The organism is Vogesella lacus (assembly GCF_979366295.1).
Genome location: NZ_CEETQT010000005.1, coordinates 233,006 through 258,066, shown reverse-complemented (window position 1 = coordinate 258,066; position 25,061 = coordinate 233,006). Strand labels below are relative to the sequence as shown.

The 25,061-nt window shown below is 57.2% G+C and carries 24 protein-coding genes and 1 tRNA gene; 18 read left to right on the top strand and 7 right to left on the bottom strand.

The annotated features are described in order from the left end of the window. Nucleotides 1–314: 314 nt before the first annotated feature. The 4 genes from ACZ9W6_RS08765 (at nucleotide 315) to ACZ9W6_RS08750 (ending at nucleotide 5,498) form a co-directional block, all read left to right on the top strand. Complete coding sequence (locus ACZ9W6_RS08765; protein WP_465190718.1) at nucleotides 315–1,640, top strand: ABC transporter substrate-binding protein; 1,326 nt, start codon at nucleotides 315–317, stop codon at nucleotides 1,638–1,640. Nucleotides 1,641–1,765: 125 nt separating this feature from the next. Continuing rightward, on the top strand, nucleotides 1,766–3,505 hold the full coding sequence (locus tag ACZ9W6_RS08760; protein WP_465190717.1) for an ABC transporter permease: 1,740 nt from the start codon (nucleotides 1,766–1,768) through the stop codon (nucleotides 3,503–3,505). A 16-nt stretch (nucleotides 3,506–3,521) separates the two neighbouring features. Further along, nucleotides 3,522–4,613 (top strand): ABC transporter ATP-binding protein, encoded by a 1,092-nt coding sequence (locus ACZ9W6_RS08755; protein ID WP_465190716.1) that lies wholly within the window; start codon nucleotides 3,522–3,524, stop codon nucleotides 4,611–4,613. Between the two features lie 3 nt (nucleotides 4,614–4,616). Further along, the gene (locus ACZ9W6_RS08750; protein ID WP_465190715.1) at nucleotides 4,617–5,498 is read left to right on the top strand and encodes a LysR family transcriptional regulator; all 882 of its coding nucleotides are present in this window, start codon (nucleotides 4,617–4,619) and stop codon (nucleotides 5,496–5,498) included. Between the two features lie 73 nt (nucleotides 5,499–5,571). Here the strand turns inward: ACZ9W6_RS08750 and sstT are convergent, their stop codons facing one another. Then, a complete protein-coding gene (gene sstT / locus ACZ9W6_RS08745; RefSeq protein WP_465190714.1) occupies nucleotides 5,572–6,822 on the bottom strand; it encodes a serine/threonine transporter SstT in 1,251 nt (416 codons plus the stop codon). Between the two features lie 251 nt (nucleotides 6,823–7,073). Here sstT and ACZ9W6_RS08740 point away from each other — a divergent pair, with 251 nt between their 5' ends. From ACZ9W6_RS08740 to recG, 5 genes are all read left to right on the top strand, one after another. Beyond that, the gene (locus tag ACZ9W6_RS08740; RefSeq protein ID WP_465190713.1) at nucleotides 7,074–7,508 is read left to right on the top strand and encodes an ester cyclase; all 435 of its coding nucleotides are present in this window, start codon (nucleotides 7,074–7,076) and stop codon (nucleotides 7,506–7,508) included. Further along, nucleotides 7,505–8,353, top strand: a complete 849-nt coding sequence (locus tag ACZ9W6_RS08735; protein ID WP_465190711.1) for a PhzF family phenazine biosynthesis protein — start codon at nucleotides 7,505–7,507, stop codon at nucleotides 8,351–8,353. Before ACZ9W6_RS08740 ends, ACZ9W6_RS08735 begins: the two co-directional genes overlap by 4 nt. Before the next feature lie 12 nt (nucleotides 8,354–8,365). Next, nucleotides 8,366–9,112, top strand: coding sequence for a metallophosphoesterase family protein (locus ACZ9W6_RS08730; RefSeq protein ID WP_465190710.1), 747 nt, complete (start codon nucleotides 8,366–8,368; stop codon nucleotides 9,110–9,112). A gap of 128 nt (nucleotides 9,113–9,240) precedes the next feature. Next, on the top strand, nucleotides 9,241–9,672 hold the full coding sequence (locus ACZ9W6_RS08725) for a DUF2147 domain-containing protein (protein WP_465190709.1): 432 nt from the start codon (nucleotides 9,241–9,243) through the stop codon (nucleotides 9,670–9,672). Nucleotides 9,673–9,743: 71 nt separating this feature from the next. Then, entirely contained in the window at nucleotides 9,744–11,792 is a 2,049-nt protein-coding gene (gene recG, locus ACZ9W6_RS08720; RefSeq protein ID WP_465190708.1) for an ATP-dependent DNA helicase RecG, read from the top strand. Between the two features lie 55 nt (nucleotides 11,793–11,847). Here recG and ACZ9W6_RS08715 read toward each other — a convergent pair whose 3' ends face one another. The 6 genes from ACZ9W6_RS08715 to pstS all read right to left on the bottom strand — a co-directional run bounded on the left by ACZ9W6_RS08715 (nucleotide 11,848) and on the right by pstS (nucleotide 19,160). Further along, nucleotides 11,848–13,296, bottom strand: coding sequence for an inorganic phosphate transporter (locus ACZ9W6_RS08715; protein ID WP_465190707.1), 1,449 nt, complete (start codon nucleotides 13,294–13,296; stop codon nucleotides 11,848–11,850). A 345-nt stretch (nucleotides 13,297–13,641) separates the two neighbouring features. After that, nucleotides 13,642–15,219, bottom strand: a complete 1,578-nt coding sequence (locus ACZ9W6_RS08710; RefSeq protein WP_465190706.1) for an inorganic phosphate transporter — start codon at nucleotides 15,217–15,219, stop codon at nucleotides 13,642–13,644. 171 nt (nucleotides 15,220–15,390) lie between these two features. After that, nucleotides 15,391–16,155: a phosphate ABC transporter ATP-binding protein PstB gene (gene pstB, locus ACZ9W6_RS08705; protein WP_465190705.1), complete on the bottom strand. Its 765-nt coding sequence runs from the start codon at nucleotides 16,153–16,155 to the stop codon at nucleotides 15,391–15,393. Nucleotides 16,156–16,168: 13 nt separating this feature from the next. Continuing rightward, the gene (gene pstA / locus ACZ9W6_RS08700; protein ID WP_465190704.1) at nucleotides 16,169–17,038 is read right to left on the bottom strand and encodes a phosphate ABC transporter permease PstA; all 870 of its coding nucleotides are present in this window, start codon (nucleotides 17,036–17,038) and stop codon (nucleotides 16,169–16,171) included. A 47-nt stretch (nucleotides 17,039–17,085) separates the two neighbouring features. Further along, complete coding sequence (gene pstC / locus ACZ9W6_RS08695; RefSeq protein ID WP_465190703.1) at nucleotides 17,086–18,048, bottom strand: phosphate ABC transporter permease subunit PstC; 963 nt, start codon at nucleotides 18,046–18,048, stop codon at nucleotides 17,086–17,088. Between the two features lie 74 nt (nucleotides 18,049–18,122). After that, nucleotides 18,123–19,160: a phosphate ABC transporter substrate-binding protein PstS gene (gene pstS, locus ACZ9W6_RS08690; protein WP_465190702.1), complete on the bottom strand. Its 1,038-nt coding sequence runs from the start codon at nucleotides 19,158–19,160 to the stop codon at nucleotides 18,123–18,125. Nucleotides 19,161–19,306: 146 nt separating this feature from the next. Between pstS and tpiA the strand changes: the two genes are divergently transcribed. The 9 genes from tpiA (at nucleotide 19,307) to nuoF (ending at nucleotide 25,060) form a co-directional block, all read left to right on the top strand. After that, a complete protein-coding gene (gene tpiA, locus ACZ9W6_RS08685) occupies nucleotides 19,307–20,053 on the top strand; it encodes a triose-phosphate isomerase (protein WP_465190701.1) in 747 nt (248 codons plus the stop codon). A 1-nt stretch (nucleotide 20,054) separates the two neighbouring features. Beyond that, nucleotides 20,055–20,399, top strand: coding sequence for a preprotein translocase subunit SecG (secG, locus tag ACZ9W6_RS08680; protein WP_465190700.1), 345 nt, complete (start codon nucleotides 20,055–20,057; stop codon nucleotides 20,397–20,399). 15 nt (nucleotides 20,400–20,414) lie between these two features. Next, nucleotides 20,415–20,500, top strand: a tRNA-Leu gene (locus tag ACZ9W6_RS08675). A 93-nt stretch (nucleotides 20,501–20,593) separates the two neighbouring features. Beyond that, entirely contained in the window at nucleotides 20,594–20,950 is a 357-nt protein-coding gene (locus ACZ9W6_RS08670) for an NADH-quinone oxidoreductase subunit A (protein ID WP_465190699.1), read from the top strand. Continuing rightward, complete coding sequence (locus ACZ9W6_RS08665; protein ID WP_017509630.1) at nucleotides 20,941–21,417, top strand: NuoB/complex I 20 kDa subunit family protein; 477 nt, start codon at nucleotides 20,941–20,943, stop codon at nucleotides 21,415–21,417. Before ACZ9W6_RS08670 ends, ACZ9W6_RS08665 begins: the two co-directional genes overlap by 10 nt. 8 nt (nucleotides 21,418–21,425) lie before the next feature. Then, on the top strand, nucleotides 21,426–22,019 hold the full coding sequence (locus ACZ9W6_RS08660; protein WP_465190698.1) for an NADH-quinone oxidoreductase subunit C: 594 nt from the start codon (nucleotides 21,426–21,428) through the stop codon (nucleotides 22,017–22,019). Further along, a complete protein-coding gene (locus tag ACZ9W6_RS08655) occupies nucleotides 22,012–23,265 on the top strand; it encodes an NADH-quinone oxidoreductase subunit D (RefSeq protein WP_465190697.1) in 1,254 nt (417 codons plus the stop codon). Before ACZ9W6_RS08660 ends, ACZ9W6_RS08655 begins: the two co-directional genes overlap by 8 nt. Then, nucleotides 23,265–23,765 carry an NADH-quinone oxidoreductase subunit NuoE gene (gene nuoE / locus ACZ9W6_RS08650; protein ID WP_465190695.1) on the top strand — a complete coding sequence of 167 codons (501 nt, stop codon included), beginning with the start codon at nucleotides 23,265–23,267 and terminating at the stop codon, nucleotides 23,763–23,765. The genes ACZ9W6_RS08655 and nuoE overlap by 1 nt, the downstream gene beginning before the upstream one ends. Next, a complete protein-coding gene (nuoF, locus tag ACZ9W6_RS08645; protein WP_465190694.1) occupies nucleotides 23,765–25,060 on the top strand; it encodes an NADH-quinone oxidoreductase subunit NuoF in 1,296 nt (431 codons plus the stop codon). The genes nuoE and nuoF overlap by 1 nt, the downstream gene beginning before the upstream one ends. The last annotated feature ends 1 nt before the right edge of the window (nucleotide 25,061 follow it).

Genomic DNA, 25,061 nt, shown 5'->3' with positions numbered 1-25,061 from the left:
GACAAGAAAGCGGCCTGCGGGCCGCTTTTTTCATGGTTGTCTGTCACCGATATGGTGTCATCTGATGGCTTGCCGACTGAATATGATGAAATTGTTACAGTTAAATTAAAACAATCGTTGGGGTTTTAAAGTTGATATTTCCTGTTTTTAAGAATCAAAACCCTAAAAAAGTATCTGTGTTTGATGTTTATTGCTTAAATCTTCATCCCTAAACAATCACTAATAGCGACTATCACGAAGCATGATTGGTCTAGCCTGCGTCGCCTACCTACTCTGGACTGGCCACATACCACAACAAGGGCGAGGAGATCATCATGCAAGCTGTATTCCCGTTGCGTACATTGGGCGCATCCCTGCTTTGCGCCATGCCGCTGCTGGCCAGTGCCGGCACCATCACCGTTCTGACGTCGTTCCCGAAAGACCTCACCACTGTCTACGAAAAGGCATTCGAGGCGAAAAACCCCGGTATCAAGATCGAAATCCTGAACAAGAACACCACCGCGTCGATTGCCTATATCAAGGAGCTGTCTGCCGGCCAGCGTCCGGACATCATGTGGGCCAGTGCACCGGATGCGTTCGAGGTGCTGGCCCGCGAAAAACTGCTGCAGCCCGCACCCGATGTGGTGAATCCGGCGACTCCGGCCAAGATCGGCAATTACCCGATCAACGATCCGCAAGGTATGTATTTCGGTCAGGCGCTGGGCGGTTATGGCCTGATGTGGAATACCCGTTACATGAAGGCCAATAATCTGCCGCCACCGAAAGAGTGGGCGGATCTGATGCGGCCGGAGTACTTCGGTCATGTGGCGATGTCCTCGCCATCGCGTTCCGGTACCACCCACCTGACGGTGGAAACCATGCTGCAAGGCGAGGGCTGGGACAAGGGCTGGAGCCAGCTGCTGCGAATCATGGGCAATGCGGCGGCGGTGACTGACCGCAGCTTTGGCGTGCCGGACGGCGTCAATAACGGCCAGTTCGGCATTGGTCTTGTGATCGACTTTTTCGGTCTGGCCGGCAAGTTTTCCGGCTTCCCGGTCGAGTTTGTTTATCCGAGTGTGACTTCGGTGGTGCCTGCCAACATCGCGCTGGTAGCCGGCAGCAAAAACCCGGCCGAGGCGAAGAAATTCATCGCCTTTACCCTGAGCAAGGAAGGCCAGGAGCTGCTGTTTGATCCGAAGATCAGCCGTCTGCCGGTATTGCCGTACAAGAGCCTGAATGTGCCCAAGGGCTATCCGGATGCCCAGGCCGTAGCGATGCGCGCCAAGGTGCAGTTCAACCCCGAGTTGTCCGAATCGCGCTATCAGGTGGTGGTCAGTATGTTTGACCAGATGGTCACTTTCCGTCTGAAAGAGCTGCAAGGCGCAACCCGTGCCATTCACGAGGCAGAGAAGCGTTTGCGTGGCAAGAACAACCCGAAAGCCGCCGCGCTGATCCAGCAGGCACGGGCATTGGCTTACTCGCCACTCGTGAACGCTGCTGACAGCAAGAACGAGTCTTTCCTCGAGCTGTTCCGCAAGAGCCGGCGCGAGGTGGCGGTTTCCAAGCAGCTGACCGGGCTGGAGGAGACCTGGGGTAATCGTGCGCGTGCCAATTACGACAAGGCACGGCAGTTGGCCGAACAGGCCAGCGGCATGATCTGATCCCGCGACTGTCGGCGCCACGGCTGATGGCCGGCCGGGCTGCCGCAGGTCTCGAGTGTAATGTCCTGCGGCCAACCTCAAGGTTGGCCGCAAGGTGCCACGCGCTTTTCTGAGCGGAGTTTCCTATGTCTACCACTCTTGCCGCCACCGGCGGCATCGCATCCATGCGCCAGCGCTGGCAGCTGACAGGCTGGGGGCCCTGGCTGGCCTTCCTGCTGGTGCTGGCTTTCTTGCTGGTGTTTCTCGTCGTGCCGGTCGGCACGGTGATCTACACCGCCTTCGTCAACGAGCACGGCACGCTGACGCTGGGGCACTTCAGTACCTTCTTTACCAATTCGGTGTTCCGCGAGTCATTCTTCAACAGTCTGTGGGTAGCGTTTGCCAGCGTGTTTTTTGCGTCGGTCATTGCGGTGCCGCTCGCCTATCTGACGGTGCGTTTCGAGTTTCGCGGCGCCTTGCTGATCCAGACACTTGGCGTGCTGCCGCTGATCATGCCGCCCTTTGTCGGTGCAGTGGCGTTGCAGCTGATTTTCGGCCGCAATGGCTCGGTCAATCTGCTGCTGAACGAGTACTTCGGTTTCACCATCCCGATCATGGAAGGGCTGACCGGGGTGATCTTTGTCGAGAGCATCCATTACTTCCCGTTCATCCTGCTGAACCTTGTCGCCGCCATGCGCAATATCGACGGCGCGATGGAAGAGTCGGCGCTGAACCTCGGTGCCAAGGGCTGGCGTCTGTTCATGCGGGTGATCTTCCCGCTGTCCATGCCGGGCTTTCTGGCGGGTGCCGCACTGGTGTTCGTCAAGGTATTCGATGACCTTGGTACCCCGCTGGTGATGGGCGTGACCAATATGCTGGCGCCGCAGGCTTATCTGCGCATTACCTCGGTGGGGCTGGATGATCCGCTGGGTTATGTGATCAGCGTGATCATGATCGGCTTCTCGATTCTTGCGCTGTGGATGGCGGCACGGGTGATGAAGGGCAAGGATTACGCCACGCTGCAAAAGGGCGGCAACGCACTGCAAAAGCGCAAGCTCAGCGCCTGGGAGTCGGTACTCGCCTACGGCTGGATCGTGCTGGTGTTGCTGATCACGCTGGCCCCGCACTTCGGCATCCTGCTGATGTCCTTTGCCAAGGTGTGGAGCTTCTCGGTATTGCCGGATGCCTACACGCTCGAGCATTACGCCACGGTGCTGGACGAGTCCGGCGGCATGATCCACAACACCTTGCTGTACTGTCTGGGCGCGGCTGGCCTTGATGTGATCATCGGTACCACGATTGCCTACCTGATCCTGCGCACGCAGTTGCCGGCTCGCCAGTGGCTGGATTATCTGGCATCGGCCGCGCTGGCGATTCCTGGCCTTGTGCTGGCGATCGGCTATCTGCGCCTGTTCAAGGACGTCACCCTGCCGTTCACCGAGACTCAGCTGATCAATACCTGGGTGCTGATCATGCTGGCCTATGCCGTGCGTCGTCTGCCGTATGCGCTGCGTTCCTGCATGGCCGCATTGCAGCAGGTGCACATCTCGCTGGAAGAAGTCGCGCAGAGTGTCGGTGCCTCACGCGCCAGCACCATCCGTCGCATCATGGTGCCACTGATGGCTGGTGGCATTCTCGCCGGCTTCGTGACGAGCTTCATTACCGCTGCGGTCGAGCTGTCGGCAACCTTGCTGCTGACATCCAGCCAGAGCCAGGCACCGATGAGTTATGGTATTTACCTGTATATGCAGAGCATCTCCGGCCGCGGGCCAGGAGCGGCGCTGGGCGTGCTGGCGGTAGTTGTGGTGGCACTGGGTACGTATCTGTCGCACCGTTTTGTTGAAAAATCGCGCGCTACTGCGCAAGGCAATACCGAGCAGCATTAAGCCTGGGAGACATCACATGAATCTGAACAAAGTTTCCGTCGAAGCCCGTCACATCAGCCTCAGCTATGGCAAGACCGAGGTGTTGCGCGATATCAATCTCAAGATCGAGCCGGGCGAGTTCTTTGCCTTGCTCGGGCCATCTGGCTCCGGCAAGTCCACACTGTTGCGGCTGATTGCCGGCTTTAACCAGCATCAGCGTGGCGAGTTGCTGGTGGATGGCCAGGACATTACCGGCATTCCGCCGCACCAGCGCAATATCGGCATGGTGTTCCAGAACTACGCGCTGTGGCCGCACATGACCATTTGGGAGAACGTGGCCTTCGGCCTGCAGGAGCGGCGCGAGACCCGTGATGCCATCAAGCGCAAGGTCGGTGCAGCGCTGGAGCTGGTCGGCCTGTCGGATTACGCCCAGCGGCGGCCGGCGCAGCTGTCGGGCGGCCAGCAACAGCGGGTGGCGCTGGCGCGTACCGTGGTGATCGAGCCCAAGGTACTGCTGCTGGACGAGCCTTTGTCCAACCTCGACAAGAAGCTGCGGGTACAGATGCGCGAGGAGCTGAAAAACCTGCAGCGCAAGCTGGGGCTGACCACCATCTTCGTGACGCACGATCAGGAGGAGGCGATGACCACGGCCGACCGCATGGCGGTGCTCGACAAGGGCATCCTGCAGCAAGTCGGCGCGGCCACCGGCCTGTATGACTTTCCGGTCAATCGTTTTGTTGCCGGCTTTGTCGGCACGGCCAATATGCTGGAGGGCGAGCTGTCGACACAGGGGGCCGAGCAGATGCTGTTCCGCGCCGACGGCCTGGGCGATCTGCAGTTTCCGCGTCCGGCCGAGCTACCGGCGGCAGGGCGCGCGGCGATGATCTTCCGTCCGCATCAGGTGAGCATCTGCGTGGCTGACGAACAGGGTGATGCCTCGCGGGTGTGGCTGGATGGCAAGGTGGAAAGCGCCGAGTTTCTCGGTGAGTTCTCGCGCTATCGGGTGCGGGTCGGCGACGTTACGTTGGCCGCAGACCAGGCGCACTTTGCCGGCTTGCCGCTGTTCCCACTCGGGGCGGATGTGCGCATCGGCATCGAGCCGGGCCAGGTCCGCTTCCTGCACCACTAAGCCATGCAGATCAATCAGCTGCGAGCTTTTGTCACCACCGCCCGGCTGGGCAATATCACGCGCACGGCCGAGGCCTTGCACCTGACCCAGCCGGCCATTACCGCGCAGATCAAGGCGCTGGAGGAGGAGCTTGGGGTGGCGCTGTTTGATCGTCGCCCGGGGCGCGTCAGTCTGACGCGTGCCGGCGAGGTCTTGCTGGTCGAGGCCGAGCAGGTGCTCAGCAGTGCCAGCCAGCTGATGGGCAAGGCGCGCCAGCTGCAGGGTGAGCTGTCCGGCGTGCTGCAGCTGGGCACGGTGGGTGACACCGAAACCCTGCGTCTCGGTGCGCTGCTTGGCGAGCTGGTGTCCAGCCTGCCGCTGCTGGAAATCAAGACGCGGCATGGCCATGCCGAAGACCTGCGCGAGCAGGTCTCGGCCGGCCTGCTGGGCGGCAGCTTTTACATCGGCCCGCATATTCCGCGCGATGTGCTCGGTCTGTCGCTGCAGACTTTGTACTACCGCGTGGTGGCGCCGCTGGCGTATCGCGAAAAGCTCTTGTACGCCGGCTGGCAGGATGTGGCAGCGATGCCGTGGATAGGCGCGCCACAGGCGCATCATATTCACACCTTGCTGCATGCGATGTTTTCGCGGCAGGGCTTGTTGCCCAATGTGGTGCTGGAAACCGACGAGGCGGCCAACCCGATGGCCCTGCTGCGTGCGGGGCTTGGCCTTGCCATCATGCGCGAGGATCAGGCAATCAAGTTGGCGGAGAAAGGCGAGCTGGCGATCTGGCCGCATACGCGGGTGGTGGCACTGTTGAGCTTTATCTACCCCAAGAGCGAGGAGTTCAACCCGGCCATCGTGGCCACGCTGTCACAGCTGCGCAAGGTGTGGGGCGTGGCTTGAGTGTTGGCTGGTGTGCTGCCAGAAAAGAAAAACCCGTGCCGTGGCACGGGTTTTTCTTTGGACAAGCTCAGGCTCAGGCACCCTGACGGGCCACTTGCGGCTGTGGCTCGCTCACATCGCCGGCGGCAATGCAGGCCGCGGCGGTAAACAGCACGTCAGTCGAGCTGTTCAGCGCAGTTTCGGCAGAATCCTGCACCACGCCGATGATGAAGCCGACGGCCACCACCTGCATGGCGATGTCGTTGCTGATGCCGAACAGGCTGCAGGCCAGCGGGATCAGCAGCAGCGAGCCACCGGCCACGCCGGAGGCACCGCAAGCGGCAACGGCGGACAGCACCGACAGCAGCAGCGCGGTTGGCAGATCAACGGCGATACCTAGGGTGTGCACGGCGGCCAGGCTCAGTACCGAAATGGTAATGGCGGCACCGGCCATATTGACGGTGGCACCCAGCGGGATCGACACCGAATAGGTGTCCTTGTTCAGACCCAGTTTGGCACACAGCGCCATATTGACCGGAATGTTGGCCGCAGAGCTGCGGGTGAAGAAGGCGGTCACACCGCTTTCACGCAGGCAGGCAAAAACCAACGGGAATGGATTGCGGCGGGTGACAGCAAAAACCAGTACCGGGTTGATGACCAGCGCCACGAACAGCATCGCACCCAGCAGTACGGCCAGCAGATGGCTGTAGCCGAGCAGGGCATCGAGACCGCTGGTGAGGATGGTGTCGGCAACCAGGCCCATCACGCCCAGCGGGGCGAAACGGATGGCAAAGTGCACGATGCTGGAAACCGCATGCGACAGATCATGCATCACCTGCTTGGTCGCCTGACTCACATGTTGCATTGCCAGACCGATACCGATAGCCCAGGCCAGAATGCCGATGAAGTTGCCGGTTTGCAGTGCATTGACCGGATTGTCCACCAGCTGGAACAACAGGCTGGACAAGACCTGGCCGATCGCCTGTGGCGGCTGGGAGTTGGCCGCAGCATTGGCCAGTGCCAACTCGCTCGGGAACAGGAAGCTGAAACCGACACCGGCAAGCGCGGCAGCAAAAGTGCCAAGCAGATAAAGCATCAGCACCGGACGCATATTGCTTTTCACGCCATGCTGCTTGCCCGCCAGTGCCGAGATCACCAGCACGAAAACTAGGATAGGGGCCAGCGCTTTCAGTGCCTTGACGAACAGGGCGCCCAGAAAGGTGATTTTGGCGGCGAAGGCCGGCATGGTGGTGGCCAGCAATGTGCCGACAAGCATGCCGATGATGATTTGCACCACGATGCTGCCATTAAGCAGGCGGTGCCACAGGCTAGGAGTTTGCTGCATGAGGGTCTCACATGGTTGAGGTCAAAAAATGGTGCCACCCTTGGCGGGTAGTCTGTTTTTTAAGCACGACTTGGCGTGGGGGGCGAGTGTAACAAACTTTCGGTGGATACTAAATTCATTATTCAATCCAAGGTGTTAGCTGGATTGTTTTGCCGCCAGCACAGTCTGTTTGCCTGTTCGGGCTACTTTGTGTCGATAAGTTGTGGCCAAATGAATGATCAATCAAATACCAGTCATGAATGGGGAGAAATATGTCGGCAAAGGAAATCGTGAGGCAATTTGTCACCCGCGTTCGCGGCGGGTTGGCACCGCAAGAAGCCGCGCTGTATCTGGCAGCCGAGGTGCGTGCCAATCAGCTGGTGTCGGCTGCGCCAGGCGAGGTGGTGATGCGCACTCCAGCCAACTACCAGCAGCATGTCGAGGAGTTTCTGGCGATGTTCGGCAACTTCCGTTTCGAGCTGGAAGAGTTGCTGGCCGATGGCGACAAGGTCTACGCACGCTGGCGGCAATATGGTCATCACTTGGCCGAGATCGACGGTTTTACGCCGACAGGTTTGCCGCTGATTACCGTGGGTAGCGCGGTGTATCGGGTGGAAGACGGCAAGATTGCCGAATACTGGATACAGCAGGAAAACAGCGGCCTGCTGGCTCAGCTGCAGGCCAATGCTGCAAAGGAGCAAGCATGAGTCGCCAGTTTGCTTATCAGATCGTCAATGTGTTTGCCGAGAGCCGTTTTGGCGGGAATCCGCTGGCGGTGTTTACTGATGCGCGTGGCCTGTCAGACGAAGACATGCAGCTGATTGCGCGCCAGTTCAATCTGTCCGAAACCGTGTTTCTGCTGCCGGATGATGGCGAGGCACTGGCCAGCCTGCGGATTTTTACCCCGAGTTTCGAATTGCCGTTTGCCGGCCACCCCACCATTGGCAGTGCCGCGGTGCTGCACACGCTGCGCCAGCCGGGTGAGGCATTCAGCCTGCGTACCCGTGCCGGCCTGATTCCGATCAGTGTGCAGGATGGCGTGTTCCGCCTGACTGCGGTGGCAGCAACGCAGCGTGCGGCCAACGTTGGCCGCACCGACGCGGCGGCCATGCTGGGCCTGCCGCCCGAAGACATCGCCGCCGAGGCGATGTGGGTGAACGCCGGCAGCGAACAGCTGCTGATCCGTCTCGCCAGCCGCGAGGCGGTGCTGCGTGCCGAGCCGGATGCCAGGCTGTTTGCCGAGCATGCCACCTTGCGGCCGGGGCGCAGTGTCGCCTATCTGTGGCACGAGGCTGCCGGTGTGGCTACGGTCAGGCTATTCTTCCTGCAGCAGGGGGCGATTGTCGAAGACCCGGGCACCGGCAGCGCCTGTGCCAATCTCGGTGGCTGGTGTGCGCTTAACGGCCACGCGCCGCTGTCGTGGCGCATCGAGCAGGGCGAGGTGATCGGCCGGCCGAATGTGCTGTATCTCGATGTGTCGGCTGCGGGCGAGGTGCAGGTAGGTGGCCGCGTCAGCAAGGTGGCCGACGGCGTTTTCAGCGTACCGGATTGAGGGGAGGCCAGAATGCAGCCAGATCGTTTTGCCGTTTTATCCGACATTCACGGCAATCTGCCGGCCTTGCAGGCAGTGATTGCCGATATTCGTGGTCAAGGTGTGCGGCAGGTGCTGAATCTGGGTGACATCCTGTCCGGCCCCTTGTGGCCGGCTGAAACTGCCAGCCTGTTGATGACCCAGTTCTGGCCGACCATCGCCGGCAATCATGAGCGCCAGTTGCTGGCTTGTGCCGCAGGGCAGGCCGGTGGCGCGTCCGACCAGTTTGCCGCCGGCCAGCTGGACGAGGCTCAGCTGGCTTGGCTGCGTGCCTTGCCGACCAGTCTGCAACTGGGCGATGTGCATTTGTGTCATGGTTCGCCGCTGTCCGATCTGCAATACCTGCTGGAGGAAATCGACGGCGGCCAGACCCGGCTGGCCAGTGATGACACCATTCGCGCCCGCATCGGCCACTTGCCGGATTGCAGTCTGTTGTTGTGCGGTCACACCCATCTGGCACGCTGCGTGCAATTATGTGATGGCCCGCTGGTGGTGAATCCGGGCAGTGTCGGTTTGCCGGCGTATGCCGATGATGCCGGCGGCTTTCACCGGATCGAGGCCGGCAGCCCGCACGCCAGCTATGCCTTGCTGACGCGTGCTCATGCTGGCTGGCAGGTCGAGTTGCGACGGGTGGTGTATGACTGGGAGAGTGCGGCATTACGCGCCAGTGCCAATGGGCGTGAGGATTGGGCGGCTTGCCTGCGTAGCGGTCGCACATGACATTCAAACGAATGTTTGCATTCTGATTGACGCTGCAGCAGCAGGCTGCTAATTTTTCCGGCACCGCAAGAAGTGCTGTCTGCCTGCGGGCAGAAACGGCAACGGTAAACACAACACGAGGAATGACCATGACAACACTGAAAAAGACCCTGCTGGCGCTGCCACTGCTGCTGGCTAGCGCACTGGCAATGGCCAATGGCGCGGCCGGTAACTGGAAGACCATCGACGACGAAACCAAACAGGCCAAGGCCATTGTCGAGATCAGTGAAGGTGCCAATGGCGAACTGACCGGTCGCATCGCCAAGCTGCTGCTGAACCCTGATGCGGTATGCGACAAGTGCGAAGGTGCGCTCAAAGGCAAGCCGGTAAACGGCATGACCATTCTGACCGGCCTGAAGAAGGGCGGCGATGGCTGGGAGGGCGGCAAGATCCTCGATCCGAAATCCGGCAAGGTTTACAGCGCCAAGGCCAAACTGATCGAGGGTGGCAAGAAGCTGGAAGTACGCGGCTTCCTCGGCATCAGCCTGCTGGGCCGCACCCAGGTGTGGGAACGCCAGTAATCCGCGTGAATCTGCGCTGACAAAACGGGATGGCCGGTGCCATCCCGTTTTGCTTTGGTTACAATCTGGGCATGAATCATCCCGCCGACATCGCCAGCCAGCCGCCCCAGGTCGCGGAGGCGACTGCCAAAAAACTCGAGAAGCTCGGCATTCGCCGCCGCTTCGATCTGGTCTTGCACCTGCCGCTGCGTTACGAAGACGAAACCCATCTGTACCCGATTGCCCAGGCACCTTATGGCCAGGCGGTATTGGTTGAGGGCGAGGTCACGTCCTGTGAAATCCAGTTCCGGCCGCGCCGGCAGCTGGTGGCGCAAATCGAGGACAAGTCCGGCAAGGTCATTCTGCGCTTCATCCACTTTTACCCGAATACCCAGCAGGCACTGGCCAAGGGCAATCGGGTGCGGGCGTTGGGCGAGCTGCGGCGCGGCTTTTACGGTGACGAGATGGTGCACCCGAAACTGCGCACCGTGCACGAGGGGGATGCGCTGGCCGATAGCCTGACACCGGTCTACCCGACGGTGAATGGTCTCAATCAGCCGGTGCTGCGCAAGCTGATTCACGGTGAACTCAAGGTGCAGCCCATGCCCGAGACTTTGCCGGATGAGGTGCGACGCAGTCTTGGCCTGATGCCGCTGGCCGACGCTGTGCACCTGCTGCACAGACCTGGCCCGGAATACTCGGCCAGCCAGCTTGGCGATGGCAATCTGCCTGCCTGGCAAAGGCTGAAGTTTGACGAGTTGCTGGCGCAGCAACTGTCGATGCGCCTTGCTTACCGGGCGCGACGTGAGGGCCAGGCGCCGGTGATTCGTGGTGACGGTAGCCTGCGCAGCCAGCTTGCGGCCAACCTTCCGTTTGCCTTGACTGGTGCTCAGCAAAAAGTTCTGGGCGAAATCACCGCAGATCTGGCCGAAGCACACCCGATGAACCGGCTACTGCAGGGTGACGTCGGTAGCGGCAAAACCGTCGTCGCGGCGATGGCGGCCTTGGCGGCGATCGAGGCCGGCTTTCAGGTGGCGCTGATGGCGCCGACCGAGATTCTGGCCGAGCAGCATTATCTGAAGTTGGCCGCATGGCTGGCACCGCTGGGCATCGAGGTGGCGTGGCTGTCCGGCAGCCTGCGCAAGAAAGCGCGTGGTGAAATGGCCGGGCGGATTGCCAGCGGCGAGGCACGGCTGGCGGTCGGTACCCATGCGCTGTTTCAGGATGATGTGCACTTCGAACGGCTGGGGCTGGTGATCGTGGATGAGCAGCACCGCTTTGGCGTCGGCCAGCGGCTGGCCTTGCAGCAAAAAGGGGCGGAGCCGCATCAGCTGATGATGTCGGCGACGCCGATTCCGCGCACGCTGGCGATGAGCTTTTACGCCGATCTCGATGTCTCGGTTATCGACGAGCTGCCGCCGGGGCGCACGCCGATTGTGACCAAGCTGATCAATGCCGAGCGGCGCGATGAAGTCGTGCGCTATGTCGACAAGACCTGCGGCGAAGGGCAGCAAGTGTACTGGGTTTGCCCGCTGATCGAGGAGTCGGAAACGCTGCAGCTGCAAACGGCCGTCGATACCTTTACCGTGCTGCAGCAGGATTTGCCGCAATGGGGTGTCGGACTGGTACATGGCCGGATGAAAGCGGCGGAGAAAGCCGAAGTGATGGCGAAGTTTGCGGCCAACGAGCTGCAACTGCTGGTCGCCACCACGGTGATCGAGGTGGGAGTCGATGTACCGAATGCCAGCCTGATGGTGATCGAGCACGCCGAGCGTATGGGGCTGGCGCAGTTGCACCAGTTGCGTGGTCGGGTAGGGCGGGGAGCAGCCAAGTCGACTTGCGTGCTGCTGTTCGAACCGCCGCTGTCGGAGCTGGCCAAGGCGCGACTCAAGGTGATTTACGAGCACACCGATGGTTTCGAGATTGCACGGCAGGATCTGAATATCCGCGGGCCGGGCGAGTTTCTCGGTGCCAGACAGAGCGGGGTGCCGATGTTGCGCTTTGCCGATCTTGAGGCAGACATCGAGCTGCTGGAGGCCGCGCGGCAACTGGCACCACGCATGCTGGAACGTTGGCCGCAACTGGCCGAAGCGCATCTGCAGCGCTGGTTGGCGGGACGCGCCCACTTCCTGAAAGCATGATGCAAAAAGGCTGCCGGTTGGCAGCCTTTTTGTTTGCAGCAAGTCGTCAGTGTATTCAGACGAACAGCTTGACACCCAGGTAGTACAGAGAGATGGCCAGACCCATGCTGACCGGCAGGGTAAGCACCCAGGTGGTCAGAATGGTTTTCACCGTACTCATTTGCACGCCGGAACGGTTTACCAGCATGGTACCGGCTACGGCACTGGACAGAATCTGGGTGGTGGACACCGGCGCGCCGATCATGCTGGCGATACCGATGGAAGCCGCCGCCATTGTCTGTGCCGACATGCCCTGGGCGTAGGTCATGTCTTTCTTGCCGATTTTCTCGCCGACAGTATTCACCACACGACGCCAGCCGACCATGGTACCCAGGCCGATGGCCAGTGCGACTGCCACGATCACCCAGGCCGGTGCGTATTCGGTGGTGGCCGACAGATCCTGACGGATGGACTTCAGCTGCTTGCGGTCCAGCTCGGACAAGCCTGGAACCTGGCTGATTTTCTTGGCCGCATCACCAAGGCAGATCAGCTGGGTACGGACACTCCAGCGGGCATTTTCGGCCAGCGCGTCATAGCTCTTGGCATCGCCGATAGCAGCCAGCAGATCAAGGGTTTCCTGCGGGATCTTGCTGATTTCACAAGTATGCTTGCCGCTGTTCGGGAACTTGGCATCGATCACCGCCTGATTACGTACATACAAGGCATTCAGCTCTTGGGCGGCAATACGGGTGTGCTCGATCTGGATAGGCTCGGCATCAAGATTGACCACGAAGTGGGCTGGTGCGAGGGCGATCAGCACCAGCATCACGAGGCCGACACCTTTCTGACCATCGTTGGAGCCGTGGGTAAAGCTCATGCCCATCGACGAAACGATCAGCATGAAGCGTGCCCAGAATGGCGGATGCTTGCGGCCTTCCAGCTGCTGGCGCTGGAATGGCGATTTGTGCACATTGCTGTTCGGGCGCAGTTTCAGCATGGTGAACAGCATCAGACCGGCCAAGCCTGCACCGAATAGCGGCGACAGGAACAGCGACAGGAAAACATCCATCGCCTTGGACCAGTTGATGCCTGAAGCCAGCGATTCACCGGTAATCAGCGCATTGCCGACACCAACGCCAAGAATGGCACCGATCAGGGTGTGCGAACTGGAGGCGGGAATGCCGAAATACCAGGTGCCGAGGTTCCAGGCGATGGCAGAGGTCAGCAGTGCAAACACCATGACCATACCTTGCTTGGAATTAATGTTCAGCAGCAGGTCGGTTGGAATCAGATTGACGATGGCGTAGGCAACAGCCAGACCACCAAAGAAAACGCCGAGGAAGTTGAAGATGCCGGACAGAAAAACGGCAGTCTGTGGCTTCATTGATTGTGTGTAAATGACAGTGGCAACTGCATTGGCTGTGTCATGGAAGCCGTTGATGAATTCGAAGGCCAGGACAAAGCCGACAGAAAGTACCAGTACTACTGCCAGTGTCGGATCCAGACTCGTAAGCAAGTCGAGCATGATGGGAGTTCAAGTCATAAAAGGCGGCATTTTTCGTAATAAACCAGACAGCGTCAAGCCGGACATTGCGGGAATGTTACATAATTTGCGCTAGTTCATTGTCCTGTCGTCTAAGCATTTGATTTATATGATTTATGTAACTGTCAAGGCGGTGGCTGGTTTGGGCTTTTTTGCTGAAAATCCCGGCTGACGCAATCGTGTCAGTCGCAGTATCGCGGTAGGCATTTCTGTCTCAGGCATGCACCGAGTGTGCTGTCCGGCCCGCAAAGGCTATCAGGCTGGCTGATGGTAGCGGGGCATGAAACAAAAAAGCCACCTTGCGGTGGCTTTTCAAGTCTGCATCCATTACAGCGTAATGCCACGGATCAGGAAGAAAATGATTGCTGCCATGATGGCCGAGGCTGGTACGGTAATCACCCAGGCGGCAGCAATTTTCATGATCTGCTCGCGCTTTACCAGCTCTTTGCGATAAACCTTTTTCAGGTTCTTGCGTTCCATCTTGGAGAAATGCGCAGGGTCAAGCTGTTGCTTGGCGCGGATCTTCAGATCTTTCAGCATGGCACCTTTTTCATCGATACCAGCCTGCTTGAATTTGAACAGGAAGGCATCGATGGCTTCCTGATCACCTTCCGGATGGTGTGCCTTGATCTCCTGCACCATCAGTTCATAGCGGTTTTTCAGGTATTCACGCAGGAAGCCGACACCGAATACGCCACCCACCGCAATGTGGGTAGAGCTGACCGGCAGGCCCATCTGGCTGGCCACGATAACGGTCAGGGTCGCCGACATGGCAATACAGTAGGCACGCATCTGGTCGAGTTCGGTAATTTCGCTGCCAACGGTCTGAATGACTTTCGGGCCATACAGTGCCAGACCAACCGAAATGCCGAGCGCGCCAATCACCATTACCCACAGCGGGATACTGGCCTTTTGCACGATCTCGCCGCTGCCAATGTGAGTAAGGGCATCAACAATAGCAGCCAAGGGGCCGATAGCATTGGCCACATCGTTGGAGCCGTGTGCAAAGCTCAGCAGTGCAGCAGCAAAAATCAGTGGTACGGTGAAGAAGGTATTGATCGACTGCTTGTTGTTTTCCAGCTGATCTGCCTTGCGGGAAACCATAGGCTTGAGCACCAGGAAGGTAATCACACCGATTGCCAGACCACCAAGAATGGCATGGGTGAAGCTGACATCCATGATGCGGTTCAGGCCTTTGAGCATCAGATAGCTGCTGAATGTCCAGGCCATCAGTGCTACCAGCAGCGGTACCATTTTGCGTGCTGCGGCCAACATATCACTTTGGTAGGTGATGCTGCGTTTGACCACGTACAGGAAAAGGGCGGCGATGCCTGCGCCCAGCAGGGGGGAGATGATCCAGCTGGCTGCAATCGTGCCGACTTTGCCCCAGTCCGCGATGCCCATGCCACCCGCAGCAATGCCTGCGCCCAGAATCGCACCAACAATCGAGTGGGTAGTGGATACCGGCGCGCCGACGGCCGTCGCCAGGTTAAGCCACAGGGCTGCAGCCAGCAGTGCGGCCATCATCAGCCAGATGAATGTTGTCTGATCTGGGATGAGGGACGGGTCAATAATGCCGCTGCGAATCGTGCCGACGACTTCACCGCCGGCAATGATGGCACCGGCTGCTTCGAAGATCGCCGCGATTACCAGTGCACCACCCATGGTCAGTGCCTTGGAACCGACCGCAGGTCCTACGTTATTGGCTACGTCGTTGGCACCGATATTCATGGCCATGTAGGCACCAATACCGGCAGCAACGATCAGCACCATACTGGCGTGCTCGGTGGTCGAGGTATAAAACAGTACGCCAAGAACGAACAGAATACCCATGCCCAGGCGCAAAAACTCTGCTTTGCTGCTCTTCGCGGCTTTTTCAATTCCGCTGATATGTTCCAGATCCACAATACAACCTTAAATATTGACAAGAAAAATTCACAAAATAGACATGTTACTGACAGATTAGTTCTGTATAAATTGTCATAATGGGGTGAATATTTCTTGCTGAATAATTAAACAAACAGAATCGGGCAGCCCGCAATGGGCTGCCCTTGGAAGTCCGTCAAAGAAACCGACTTAGCCGAACTTGCCGGTGATGTAGTCTTCGGTTTCCTTGCGCTTGGGGGCGGTAAAGATGTTGTCGGTTGCACCGAACTCCATCAGCTCGCCAAGATACATGTATGCAGTGTAGTCAGAGACACGTGCCGCCTGCTGCATATTATGAGTCACGATCGCAATCGTGTATTCCTGCTTCAGCTCGTTGATCAGCTCTTCGATGTGGGCGGTAGAGATCGGGTCGAGTGCTGAGGTCGGCTCGTCCAGCAGCAAGACTTCCGGACGGGTTGCAACGGCACGGGCGATGCATAGGCGCTGTTGCTGACCGCCGGACAGCGAATTGCCCGACTGCTTCAGTTTGTCCTTTACCTCATTCCACAGTGCCGCCTTGCGCAGCGCCCACTCGACGCGCTCTTCCATTTCGGTACGAGACAGGTTTTCGTACAGCTTGACGCCAAATGCAATGTTGTCATGGATGGACATCGGAAACGGGGTTGGCTTCTGGAAAACCATGCCTACATTGGCGCGCAGCATGTTTACATCGATGGACTTGGCCAGGATGTTCTGCCCATCCAGCAGGATTTCGCCTTCGGCGTGCATGCCGGGATACAGCTCGAACATGCGGTTGAAGGTACGCAGCAGGGTCGATTTGCCGCAGCCGGACGGGCCGATGAAGGCAGTTACCTTGCCGGCAGGAATGTCCAGATTGATGTTTTTCAGGGCGTGAAACTTGCCGTAGTAAAAGTTCAGGTTTTTTACCTGGAGCTTGTTTGCTTGTTGATTCATGGTTCGGCAAGCCTTAATGAGAAGAAGATTTCTGACTGCCCATCCAGCGGGCAACAATATTCAGCGTCAATACGCTCAGGGTAATTAGCAAGGCACCAGCCCATGCCAGTGCGTGCCAATCCTCGTAAGGGCTCATGGCAAACTGGAAGATCACGATAGGCAGGTTGGCCATCGGCTGGTTCATATCACTCCAGAACTGGTTGTTCAGTGCAGTGAACAGCAGTGGGGCGGTTTCGCCGGAAATACGGGCGACAGCCAGCAGGATGCCGGTCAGTACGCCGGCCTTGGCTGCGCGCAAGGTAACCAGCATGGTGACTTTCCATTGTGGCGCACCCAGGGCAAATGCCGCTTCGCGCAAACTGCCTGGCACCAGGCGCAGCATATTCTCGGTGGTACGTACCACAACCGGGATAACCAGCAGCGACAGCGCGAGCGAGCCGGCCCAACCGGAGAAGTGGCCAGTGGTAACGACAAACATCTCGTAAACAAACAGGCCAATCACGATGGACGGTGCTGACAGCAGGATGTCGTTGATAAAGCGCGTTGCCGGAGCAAGCCAGCCACGATTACCGAATTCAGCCAGGTAGACCCCGGCCAGGATGCCGATCGGCGTACCGATCAGCGTGCCGAAAAAGGTCATTTTCAGCGAGCCGACAATGGCATTAGCCAAGCCGCCGGCAGAACCGGGTGGCGGGGTGACCTTGGTGAAGACATCCATGCTCATGCCGGACAGGCCATGCAGGACCAAGGTGTAAAGAATCCATGCCAGCCAGAACAGACCAAAACCCATGGCCAGCATCGATGCGGTCATGTTGAAGGCGTTGGTAAAGCGTCTGCGAGCATAAATGCGGTTATTTCGGGAGGTGTTAACCGAGCTTGCCATGGTTTTTCCAGTTTGCTGTATCAGAGTCTCGTTCATCTGCCCGGGTCTCAGGATGCTTTGCCTTCCTGCTTTTTCAGTTGCATCAGCAACAGTTTGGAGCAGGCAAGTACTACAAAGGTAATGAAGAACAGGATCAGGCCAAGTTCAATCAGGGCGGACATGTGGAAAACACCAGTTGCTTCTGCAAACTCGTTGGCCAGCGCCGAGGCAATCGAGTTGCCGGCGTCAAACAGGCTGCCTGGCAGATTGGTGGAGTTGCCGATGACGAATGTCACCGCCATGGTCTCACCCAGTGCACGACCGAGGCCAAGCATGATGCCGCCGACCACGCCTGCCTTGGTATACGGCAGAACCACGTGACGAATAACCTCCCAGGTGGTGCCGCCCAGACCGTAAGCCGACTCCTTCAGCATGGCGGGCACAACTTCGAAAACGTCACGCATTACCGATGCAATGAACGGAATCACCATGATGGCGAGAATCAGGCCGGCCGTGAAAATGCCGATACCCATCGGTGCGCCCTGGAAGTATTGGCCAATGAAAGGCAGCGGACCGATATTGTCCATGATCCAGGGCTGGACGTTGTCGCCGAACCAGGGAGCGAAGACAAACAGGCCCCACATGCCGTAGATGATGGACGGAATACCTGCCAGCAGTTCGACCGCAATGCCCAGCGGACGCTTGAGGAATGGCGGGCAAAGTTCTGTCAGGAAAATGGCGATACCAAAACTGACCGGTACGGCAATCATCAGAGCAATGAGAGAGGTAACCAGCGTGCCGAAGATGGGTACGATGGCACCGTAAACCTCGGTTACCGGATTCCAGTCGCTGCTGAAAAGAAAGCCGATACCAAAGTGCTTGATGCTGGGCATGGCGCCAATCAGCAACGAAATCAGAATGCCGACCAGCAGTGCGAGCACAAGGAAGGCAAATGCTCTGGTTGTCATGCGAAAAGCCGCATCCAGCAGCATCTGTCGCTTCAGGCTTGAGCTATTACTGAGTTTGTCCATGGGTTTACCTGATTAAGCCAAGCAGTAAAAGCCGGGGCAGTGCCCCGGCTACTGCAACTGCATGTCTATAACAATTACTTCCAGATCGGTTTGCCGGCAGCGTCGCTTACCTGTTTCCAGCTATTGCGGATAACAGTCTTAACGTTGGCAGGCATCGGTACATAGTCAAGCTGGCTTGCGGTATTGTCGCCATTCTTGTACGCCCAGTCGAAGAACTTCATGGCTTCCAGGCCCTGAGCTGGTTTGTCCTGTTTCTTGTGCATCAGGATGAAAGTAGCACCCGAAATCGGCCAGCTGTCCTTGCCTGGCTGATTGGTCAGCAGCAGGTAGAAACCTGGTGTCTTGGCCCAGTCAGCGTTGGCCGCAGCGGCTTTGAAGCTGCTGTCATCAGGGTTGACGAATTGGCCGGCAGCATTCTGCAGCTGGGTGTGTGCAATCTTGTTTTGCTTGGCATACACGTATTCGACGTAGCCAATACCACCTTTGATGCGGGTTACGTAGTTGGCCACACCCTCGTTGCCTTTACCACCTACACCGGTTTTCCAGTTAACGGCAGTGCTTTCACCCACATCGGATTTCCATTGAGTAGAAACCTTGGACAGGTAGTTGGTGAAAATGAACGTGGTGCCGGAGCCGTCGGAGCGACGAACCGGAGTAATGCGCAGATCAGGCAGGGTAACGCCAGGGTTCAGTTTGGCGATCGCTGCATCATTCCATTTGCTGACCTTGCCCAGGTAAATATCAGCCAGCAGTGCGCCGGAGAGTTTCAGTTGACCTGGCGCAATGCCTGGTACGTTGATAATGGGTACAACACCGCCGATCACCGTCGGGAACTGGATCAGGCCGCTTTTCTCGAGATCTTCAGGCTTCAGCGGCATATCGGAAGCGCCAAAGTCGACAGTCTTGGATTGAATCTGCTTGATGCCACCGCCGGAACCGATGGACTGGTAGTTCATGCTGTTGCCGGTCTGATTCTTGTAAGACTCGGCCCATTTCGCGTACAGCGGGTACGGGAAGGTAGCACCGGCACCAGTGATGTCTGCCGCAAACGCGCTGCTTGCTACAAAACCGGACACGGCCAGGGTGGCTGCCCAACGGATAGATTGTTTCATGCTTGCTCCCGAAAGTTCACGACGAGTTAGGATGGGGTGCATCCTAAACGTGCAAGTTTTCAGAAATATTACAGTCATGACACAAAACGAGATATTGGATCGGGCTGGTATAATGTCTCGATTCACATAATGAAGAGGCAAACAGCATGATGAACAAACTTGTCATCGCAAACTGGAAAATGAATGGTCGCCAAGCGATGGCGACTGAGCTGGTTGCGGGCATCATCCGCAACTTGCCAGAGGCGAGCGTGGATGTGGCTATTGCGCCGCCATTTCCATATCTGTCTCAAGTTGCTGAGGCTATTTCGGCTGCAGCTACAGTCAGTCTTGCTGCTCAGGATGTCAGTCGTTATGTGGCAGAAGGTGCATATACCGGAGAAGTGAATGCCGGGATGTTGGCGGATCTTGCTTGCAAGTATGTGCTTGTGGGCCACTCGGAGCGTCGTCAGTATTTTGCCGAGAGTGCCGAGGTGCTGCGCGCGAAGCTTGATGCTTGTGTGAGTGCAGGGTTGGTGCCTGTTTACTGTGTCGGGGAAACGCTTGCCGAGCGTGAGTCCGGGGTTTATGAAGCGGTGATTGCAGAGCAGCTTTCAGTGCTGAAAGGTATCGGTGCAGAACTGGTTGTTGCGTATGAGCCCGTCTGGGCTATCGGGACAGGCAGGGTTGCTTCCCTTGAGCAAATTGACCAGATGCACCAATTTATTGCACAGACATTGTTGCAATACGAAATGGCGTCTGATAGTATTCGCGTCCTCTACGGGGGCAGTGTGAAGCCCGATAACGCTAGAGAAATTATGGGTCTGGCAAGTGTGTCGGGCGCGTTAGTAGGCGGTGCATCACTGAATGTTGATGGTTTCCAGCAAATTTGCTGGGCCGCAAATAAAACGGTATAGTATGGAACTTCTGAATACACTGGCACTCATTGCTATGCTTGCTTCGGCGCTGGCAATCATCGTCCTTGTCCTGATGCAGCATGGCAAAGGCGCTGATATGGGTGCGGCTTTCGGTGGTGGTGCTTCGGGTAGTCTTTTTGGTGCCACCGGTTCCGCGAATTTTCTGAGTAGGGCAACAGCGATTGCTGCTGTCGTATTCTTCTCGTCTTTGATGGTTATTGGTTTCTCGCACTCTACTAAAAATACTGAGCTGGGTGTTATGAGCAATGTAACCGTGCAGTCAGGTTCGCCAGTCCCGAATGGCGCTGATGCAAGCAAAGCTTCTGGTGCGGTTATCCCAGAATGACAATCTAGTTTCTGTGCCGACATGGTGAAATTGGTAGACACGCTATCTTGAGGGGGTAGTGGCCATAGGCTGTGTGAGTTCGAGTCTCACTGTCGGCACCACTTTGATAAAGCAGGCCATCGGGAAACCGGTGGCCTGTTTTGCTTGGAGCCAAGGAGGTTAATAGCCTCCTTTCTTTTAGAGGTGCGCGGGAAATGCTGCAAAATTACTTTCCCATTCTGATGTTCGTCATTGTCGGCCTGCTGGTCGGCGTCGGTCCCTTGCTGATGGGGTGGCTGCTGGCCCCCAATCGTCCAGATCCGGAGAAACTTTCTCCGTATGAGTGCGGCTTTGAGGCATTTGAAGACGCTCGCATGAAGTTTGACGTCCGTTATTATCTGGTCGCCATTCTGTTTATTCTGTTTGATCTGGAAATTGCCTTTATGTTCCCGTGGGCTATTGTCCTGAAGGATCTCGGTATGTTCGGCTTTGGTGCAATGCTGATCTTCCTGGCGATTCTGACCATTGGCTTCATCTATGAGTGGAAAAAAGGAGCTCTGGAATGGGAGTAGAAGGCATTCTGGAAAAAGGGTTTGTTACTACTACTGCTGACAAGCTGATCAACTGGACACGAACAGGTTCGCTGTGGCCGATGACTTTCGGCCTCGCGTGCTGTGCGGTCGAGATGATGCACGCTGGTGCTGCACGTTACGATCTGGACCGTTTCGGTATCGTGTTTCGCCCTAGTCCACGTCAGTCTGACCTGATGATTGTAGCTGGTACCTTGTGCAACAAGATGGCGCCAGCTCTTCGCAAGGTTTACGACCAGATGGCCGAGCCGCGTTGGGTTATTTCCATGGGTTCCTGTGCCAATGGTGGTGGCTATTACCATTACTCTTATTCCGTAGTACGTGGCTGTGACCGCATCGTACCGGTCGATGTCTATGTGCCAGGCTGTCCTCCGACTGCCGAAGCGCTGCTGTATGGCATCATCCAGCTGCAGAACAAGATCAAGCGTACCAATACCATCGCCCGCTGAGGTTAACCATGGCATCCCGTATGGAAAAACTGCAGTCGGTAATCGAGCAGGTTCTTGGCGAAAAAGTGGTTTCGGCCAAAATCGCCCTGGACGAGCTGACCATCGTCTGTAAATCCGCTGACGTGCTGTCTGCAATGACCACGTTGCGTGATCACCCTGAATTGAGTTTCGAGCAGTGTATCGATGTCTGTGGCATCGACTACAGCGCGTATCGTGATGAACCGCAAGACGGCCTGCGTTTTGCGGCGATTTACCATTTGCTGTCCATCGCCCACAACTGGCGTGTCCGCGTGCGTGTGTTTGCCGAGGATGACGAGTTTCCGGTAGTGCCAAGCGTGGTGGATATCTGGTCTGCGGCCAACTGGTTCGAGCGTGAGGCGTTTGACCTGTATGGCATCATGTTCGAAGGCCATCCTGACCTGCGCCGTCTGCTGACGGACTATGGTTTTGTCGGTCATCCATTCCGCAAGGACTTCCCGTTGTCGGGCTATGTCGAAATGCGCTATGACGCAACCCAGCAGCGCGTGATCTACCAGCCTGTCACCATCGAACCGCGCGAGATTACGCCGCGCATCATTCGTGAGGAGAACTACGGTGGCTGATATCCGTAACTACACGCTGAACTTCGGTCCTCAGCACCCGGCTGCTCACGGTGTATTGCGTCTGGTTCTGGAGCTGGATGGTGAGGTCGTACAGCGAGCCGACCCGCATATCGGTCTGCTGCATCGCGGTACCGAAAAACTGGCTGAAAGCAAGACTTTCATCCAGTCTTTGCCGTATATGGATCGTCTGGACTACGTGTCCATGATGTGTAACGAGCATGCGTACTGCCTGGCAATCGAAAAGCTGGCTGGTATCGATGTGCCGGAGCGCGCGCAATACATTCGCGTAATGTTCTCCGAGATCACCCGTATCCTGAACCACTTGCTGTGGATCGGTGCACACTCGATCGACATCGGCGCGATGACGATGTTCCTGTATGCCTTCCGTGAGCGTGAAGACCTGATGGACTGCTACGAGGCCGTTTCCGGTGCTCGTATGCACGCAGCGTACTTCCGTCCGGGTGGTGTTTACCGTGATCTGCCTGACAGCATGCCGCAGTACAAGGCATCCAAGATCCGTAATGCCAAAGAAATCGCTCGTCTGAACGAAAATCGTCAAGGCACCATGCTGGATTTCATCGAAGACTTCACTAACCGTTTCCCGGAAAAAGTGGACGAGTATGAGACCCTGCTGACCGATAACCGTATCTGGAAGCAGCGTACGGTCGGCATCGGTGTGGTAACACCTGAGCGTGCCAAGAACCTTGGTATGACCGGCCCGATGCTGCGTGGTTCCGGCATTGCCTGGGACTTGCGCAAGATGCAGCCGTACGATGTGTACGACCGCATGGAGTTTGATATTCCGGTTGGCGTGACAGGTGATTGCTACGATCGCTATCTGGTTCGTATCGAAGAAATGCGCCAGTCCAACCGCATCATCAAGCAGTGCGTCGCTTGGCTGAAGGCAAATTCTGGCCCGGTTATCACTGAAAACCACAAGTTTGCTCCGCCAAGCCGTGAAGGCATGAAGAGCAATATGGAAGAGCTGATTCACCACTTCAAGCTGTTCACCGAGGGTATGCGTGTACCTGAAGGTGAAGCTTATGCTGCTGTTGAGCATCCTAAGGGTGAGTTTGGTATCTACCTGGTATCTGATGGTGCCAACAAGCCTTACCGCTTGAAGATTCGTGCTCCAGGTTATGCCCACTTGGCAAGTCTGGACGAAATGTCCCGTGGCCACATGATTGCCGACGTTGTCGCCATCATTGGTACCCAGGACGTGGTGTTTGGGGAGATCGACCGCTAATGTTATCCGCAGAATCTCTGGCAAAAATTGACCGTGAACTGGCCAAGTATCCAGCCGAACAGAACCGTTCGGCCATTATGGCTGCTTTGCGTATCGCGCTGACCGAGCGTCGCGCGACCGGTGCCACTCCGGAAGATCGCTGTCTGAATGCAGAAGTGATCGAATACGTAGCCGATTATGTCGGTATTCCGCCGGTTGCAGCTTATGAAGTTGCCACTTTCTACAACATGTACGACATGAAGCCGGTCGGCAAGTACAAGATTACGGTCTGTACCAACCTGCCTTGCGCACTGCGTGGCGGCATGAATGCGGCCGAGTATATCGGCGAGAAACTGGGCATCGGCATTGGCGAAACCACAACTGACGGCAAGTTTACCCTGCTGGAAGGCGAGTGCATGGGTGCCTGTGGTGATGCACCTGTACTGCTGGTGAACAACCACAGCATGTGCAGTTTCATGAGCCGCGAAGCGATCGATAAGAAACTGGCGGAGTTGGAATAATGGCAGTTTTCGTCAATGGCGTAATTTTCGAGGGTGTGGACACCGCCGCCCCGGACTGCTGGCGTCTCGAGTCTTATGTGGCTCGTGGCGGCTATCAGGCCCTTCGGAAAATTCTGGAAAACAAAATCACCCAGGAAGACGTAATTGCCGAGGTGAAAAACTCCGGCTTGCGTGGTCGTGGTGGTGCAGGTTTCCCGACTGGCCTGAAGTGGAGCTTCATGCCGCGTTCGTTCCCGGGCGACAAGTACGTTGTCTGCAATACAGATGAAGGCGAGCCTGGCACATTCAAGGACCGCGACATCATTATTTACAACCCGCACGCGCTGATCGAAGGCATGATCATTGCCGGCTACGCGATGGGTTGCAAGGCAGGTTACAACTATATCCACGGTGAAATCTTCGAAGCTTACGAGCTGTTCGAAGAGGCTCTGGACGAAGCCCGCAAGGCTGGCTTCCTTGGTGAAAACATTCTGGGTAGCGGTTTCAACTTCGATCTGTTTGCTCACCATGGTTATGGTGCTTACATCTGCGGCGAAGAGACAGCCCTGCTGGAGTCGCTGGAGGGCAAAAAAGGCCAGCCGCGCTTCAAGCCGCCATTCCCGGCCAGCTTCGGTCTGTATGGCAAGCCAACCACCATCAATAACACCGAATCTTTTGCTTCGGTGCCTTTCATCATTCGTGATGGCGGCCAGAAATTTCTGGAAGCCGGCAAGCCGAATAATGGTGGTACCAAGCTGTTCTCGGTTTCGGGTCATGTGAATCGTCCGGGCAACTACGAGATTCCGCTGGGCACGCCTTTCAAGGATCTGCTGGAAATGGCCGGTGGTATGAAAGACGGCAAGAAGCTCAAAGCCGTCATTCCGGGTGGTTCTTCCGCGCCGGTATTGCCAGGCGATGTGATGATGGAACTGACCATGGACTACGATAGCATTGCCAAAGCTGGCTCCATGCTGGGTTCCGGTGCCGTCATCATCATGAATGAAGATGTTTGCATGGTGAAAGCGCTTGAGCGTCTGGCTTACTTCTATCACGAAGAGTCTTGCGGTCAATGTACGCCTTGCCGTGAAGGTACCGGCTGGCTGTACCGCGTCATCCATCGCATCGCCAACGGTGAAGGCCGTGAGGGCGATCTGGAGCTGCTGGATTCCGTTGGCAACAATATGGCTGGCCGCACCATTTGTGCGCTGGCTGATGCCGCGGTCTTCCCGGTGCGCAGCTTCACCAAACACTTCCGCAACGAGTTTGAACATCTCATCAAGCACAAGAAGTCCTTGGTGGATCACAAGTGGTGTTGAG

Bases quoted from the DNA above. Each gene is read 5' to 3' on its own strand.
- nuoF (WP_465190694.1), top strand. From the start codon at position 23,765: ATGGCAGTTTTCGTCAATGGCGTAATTTTCGAGGGTGTGGACACCGCC.
- ACZ9W6_RS08750 (WP_465190715.1), top strand. From the start codon at position 4,617: ATGCAGATCAATCAGCTGCGAGCTTTTGTCACCACCGCCCGGCTGGGC.
- ACZ9W6_RS08760 (WP_465190717.1), top strand. From the start codon at position 1,766: ATGTCTACCACTCTTGCCGCCACCGGCGGCATCGCATCCATGCGCCAG.
- pstA (WP_465190704.1), bottom strand. From the start codon at position 17,038: ATGGCAAGCTCGGTTAACACCTCCCGAAATAACCGCATTTATGCTCGC.
- pstC (WP_465190703.1), bottom strand. From the start codon at position 18,048: ATGGACAAACTCAGTAATAGCTCAAGCCTGAAGCGACAGATGCTGCTG.
- ACZ9W6_RS08755 (WP_465190716.1), top strand. From the start codon at position 3,522: ATGAATCTGAACAAAGTTTCCGTCGAAGCCCGTCACATCAGCCTCAGC.
- ACZ9W6_RS08735 (WP_465190711.1), top strand. From the start codon at position 7,505: ATGAGTCGCCAGTTTGCTTATCAGATCGTCAATGTGTTTGCCGAGAGC.
- tpiA (WP_465190701.1), top strand. From the start codon at position 19,307: ATGATGAACAAACTTGTCATCGCAAACTGGAAAATGAATGGTCGCCAA.
- ACZ9W6_RS08665 (WP_017509630.1), top strand. From the start codon at position 20,941: ATGGGAGTAGAAGGCATTCTGGAAAAAGGGTTTGTTACTACTACTGCT.
- recG (WP_465190708.1), top strand. From the start codon at position 9,744: ATGAATCATCCCGCCGACATCGCCAGCCAGCCGCCCCAGGTCGCGGAG.
- ACZ9W6_RS08730 (WP_465190710.1), top strand. From the start codon at position 8,366: ATGCAGCCAGATCGTTTTGCCGTTTTATCCGACATTCACGGCAATCTG.
- ACZ9W6_RS08660 (WP_465190698.1), top strand. From the start codon at position 21,426: ATGGCATCCCGTATGGAAAAACTGCAGTCGGTAATCGAGCAGGTTCTT.
- ACZ9W6_RS08715 (WP_465190707.1), bottom strand. From the start codon at position 13,296: ATGCTCGACTTGCTTACGAGTCTGGATCCGACACTGGCAGTAGTACTG.
- ACZ9W6_RS08670 (WP_465190699.1), top strand. From the start codon at position 20,594: ATGCTGCAAAATTACTTTCCCATTCTGATGTTCGTCATTGTCGGCCTG.
- sstT (WP_465190714.1), bottom strand. From the start codon at position 6,822: ATGCAGCAAACTCCTAGCCTGTGGCACCGCCTGCTTAATGGCAGCATC.
- pstB (WP_465190705.1), bottom strand. From the start codon at position 16,155: ATGAATCAACAAGCAAACAAGCTCCAGGTAAAAAACCTGAACTTTTAC.
- ACZ9W6_RS08740 (WP_465190713.1), top strand. From the start codon at position 7,074: ATGTCGGCAAAGGAAATCGTGAGGCAATTTGTCACCCGCGTTCGCGGC.
- ACZ9W6_RS08765 (WP_465190718.1), top strand. From the start codon at position 315: ATGCAAGCTGTATTCCCGTTGCGTACATTGGGCGCATCCCTGCTTTGC.
- secG (WP_465190700.1), top strand. From the start codon at position 20,055: ATGGAACTTCTGAATACACTGGCACTCATTGCTATGCTTGCTTCGGCG.
- pstS (WP_465190702.1), bottom strand. From the start codon at position 19,160: ATGAAACAATCTATCCGTTGGGCAGCCACCCTGGCCGTGTCCGGTTTT.
- nuoE (WP_465190695.1), top strand. From the start codon at position 23,265: ATGTTATCCGCAGAATCTCTGGCAAAAATTGACCGTGAACTGGCCAAG.
- ACZ9W6_RS08725 (WP_465190709.1), top strand. From the start codon at position 9,241: ATGACAACACTGAAAAAGACCCTGCTGGCGCTGCCACTGCTGCTGGCT.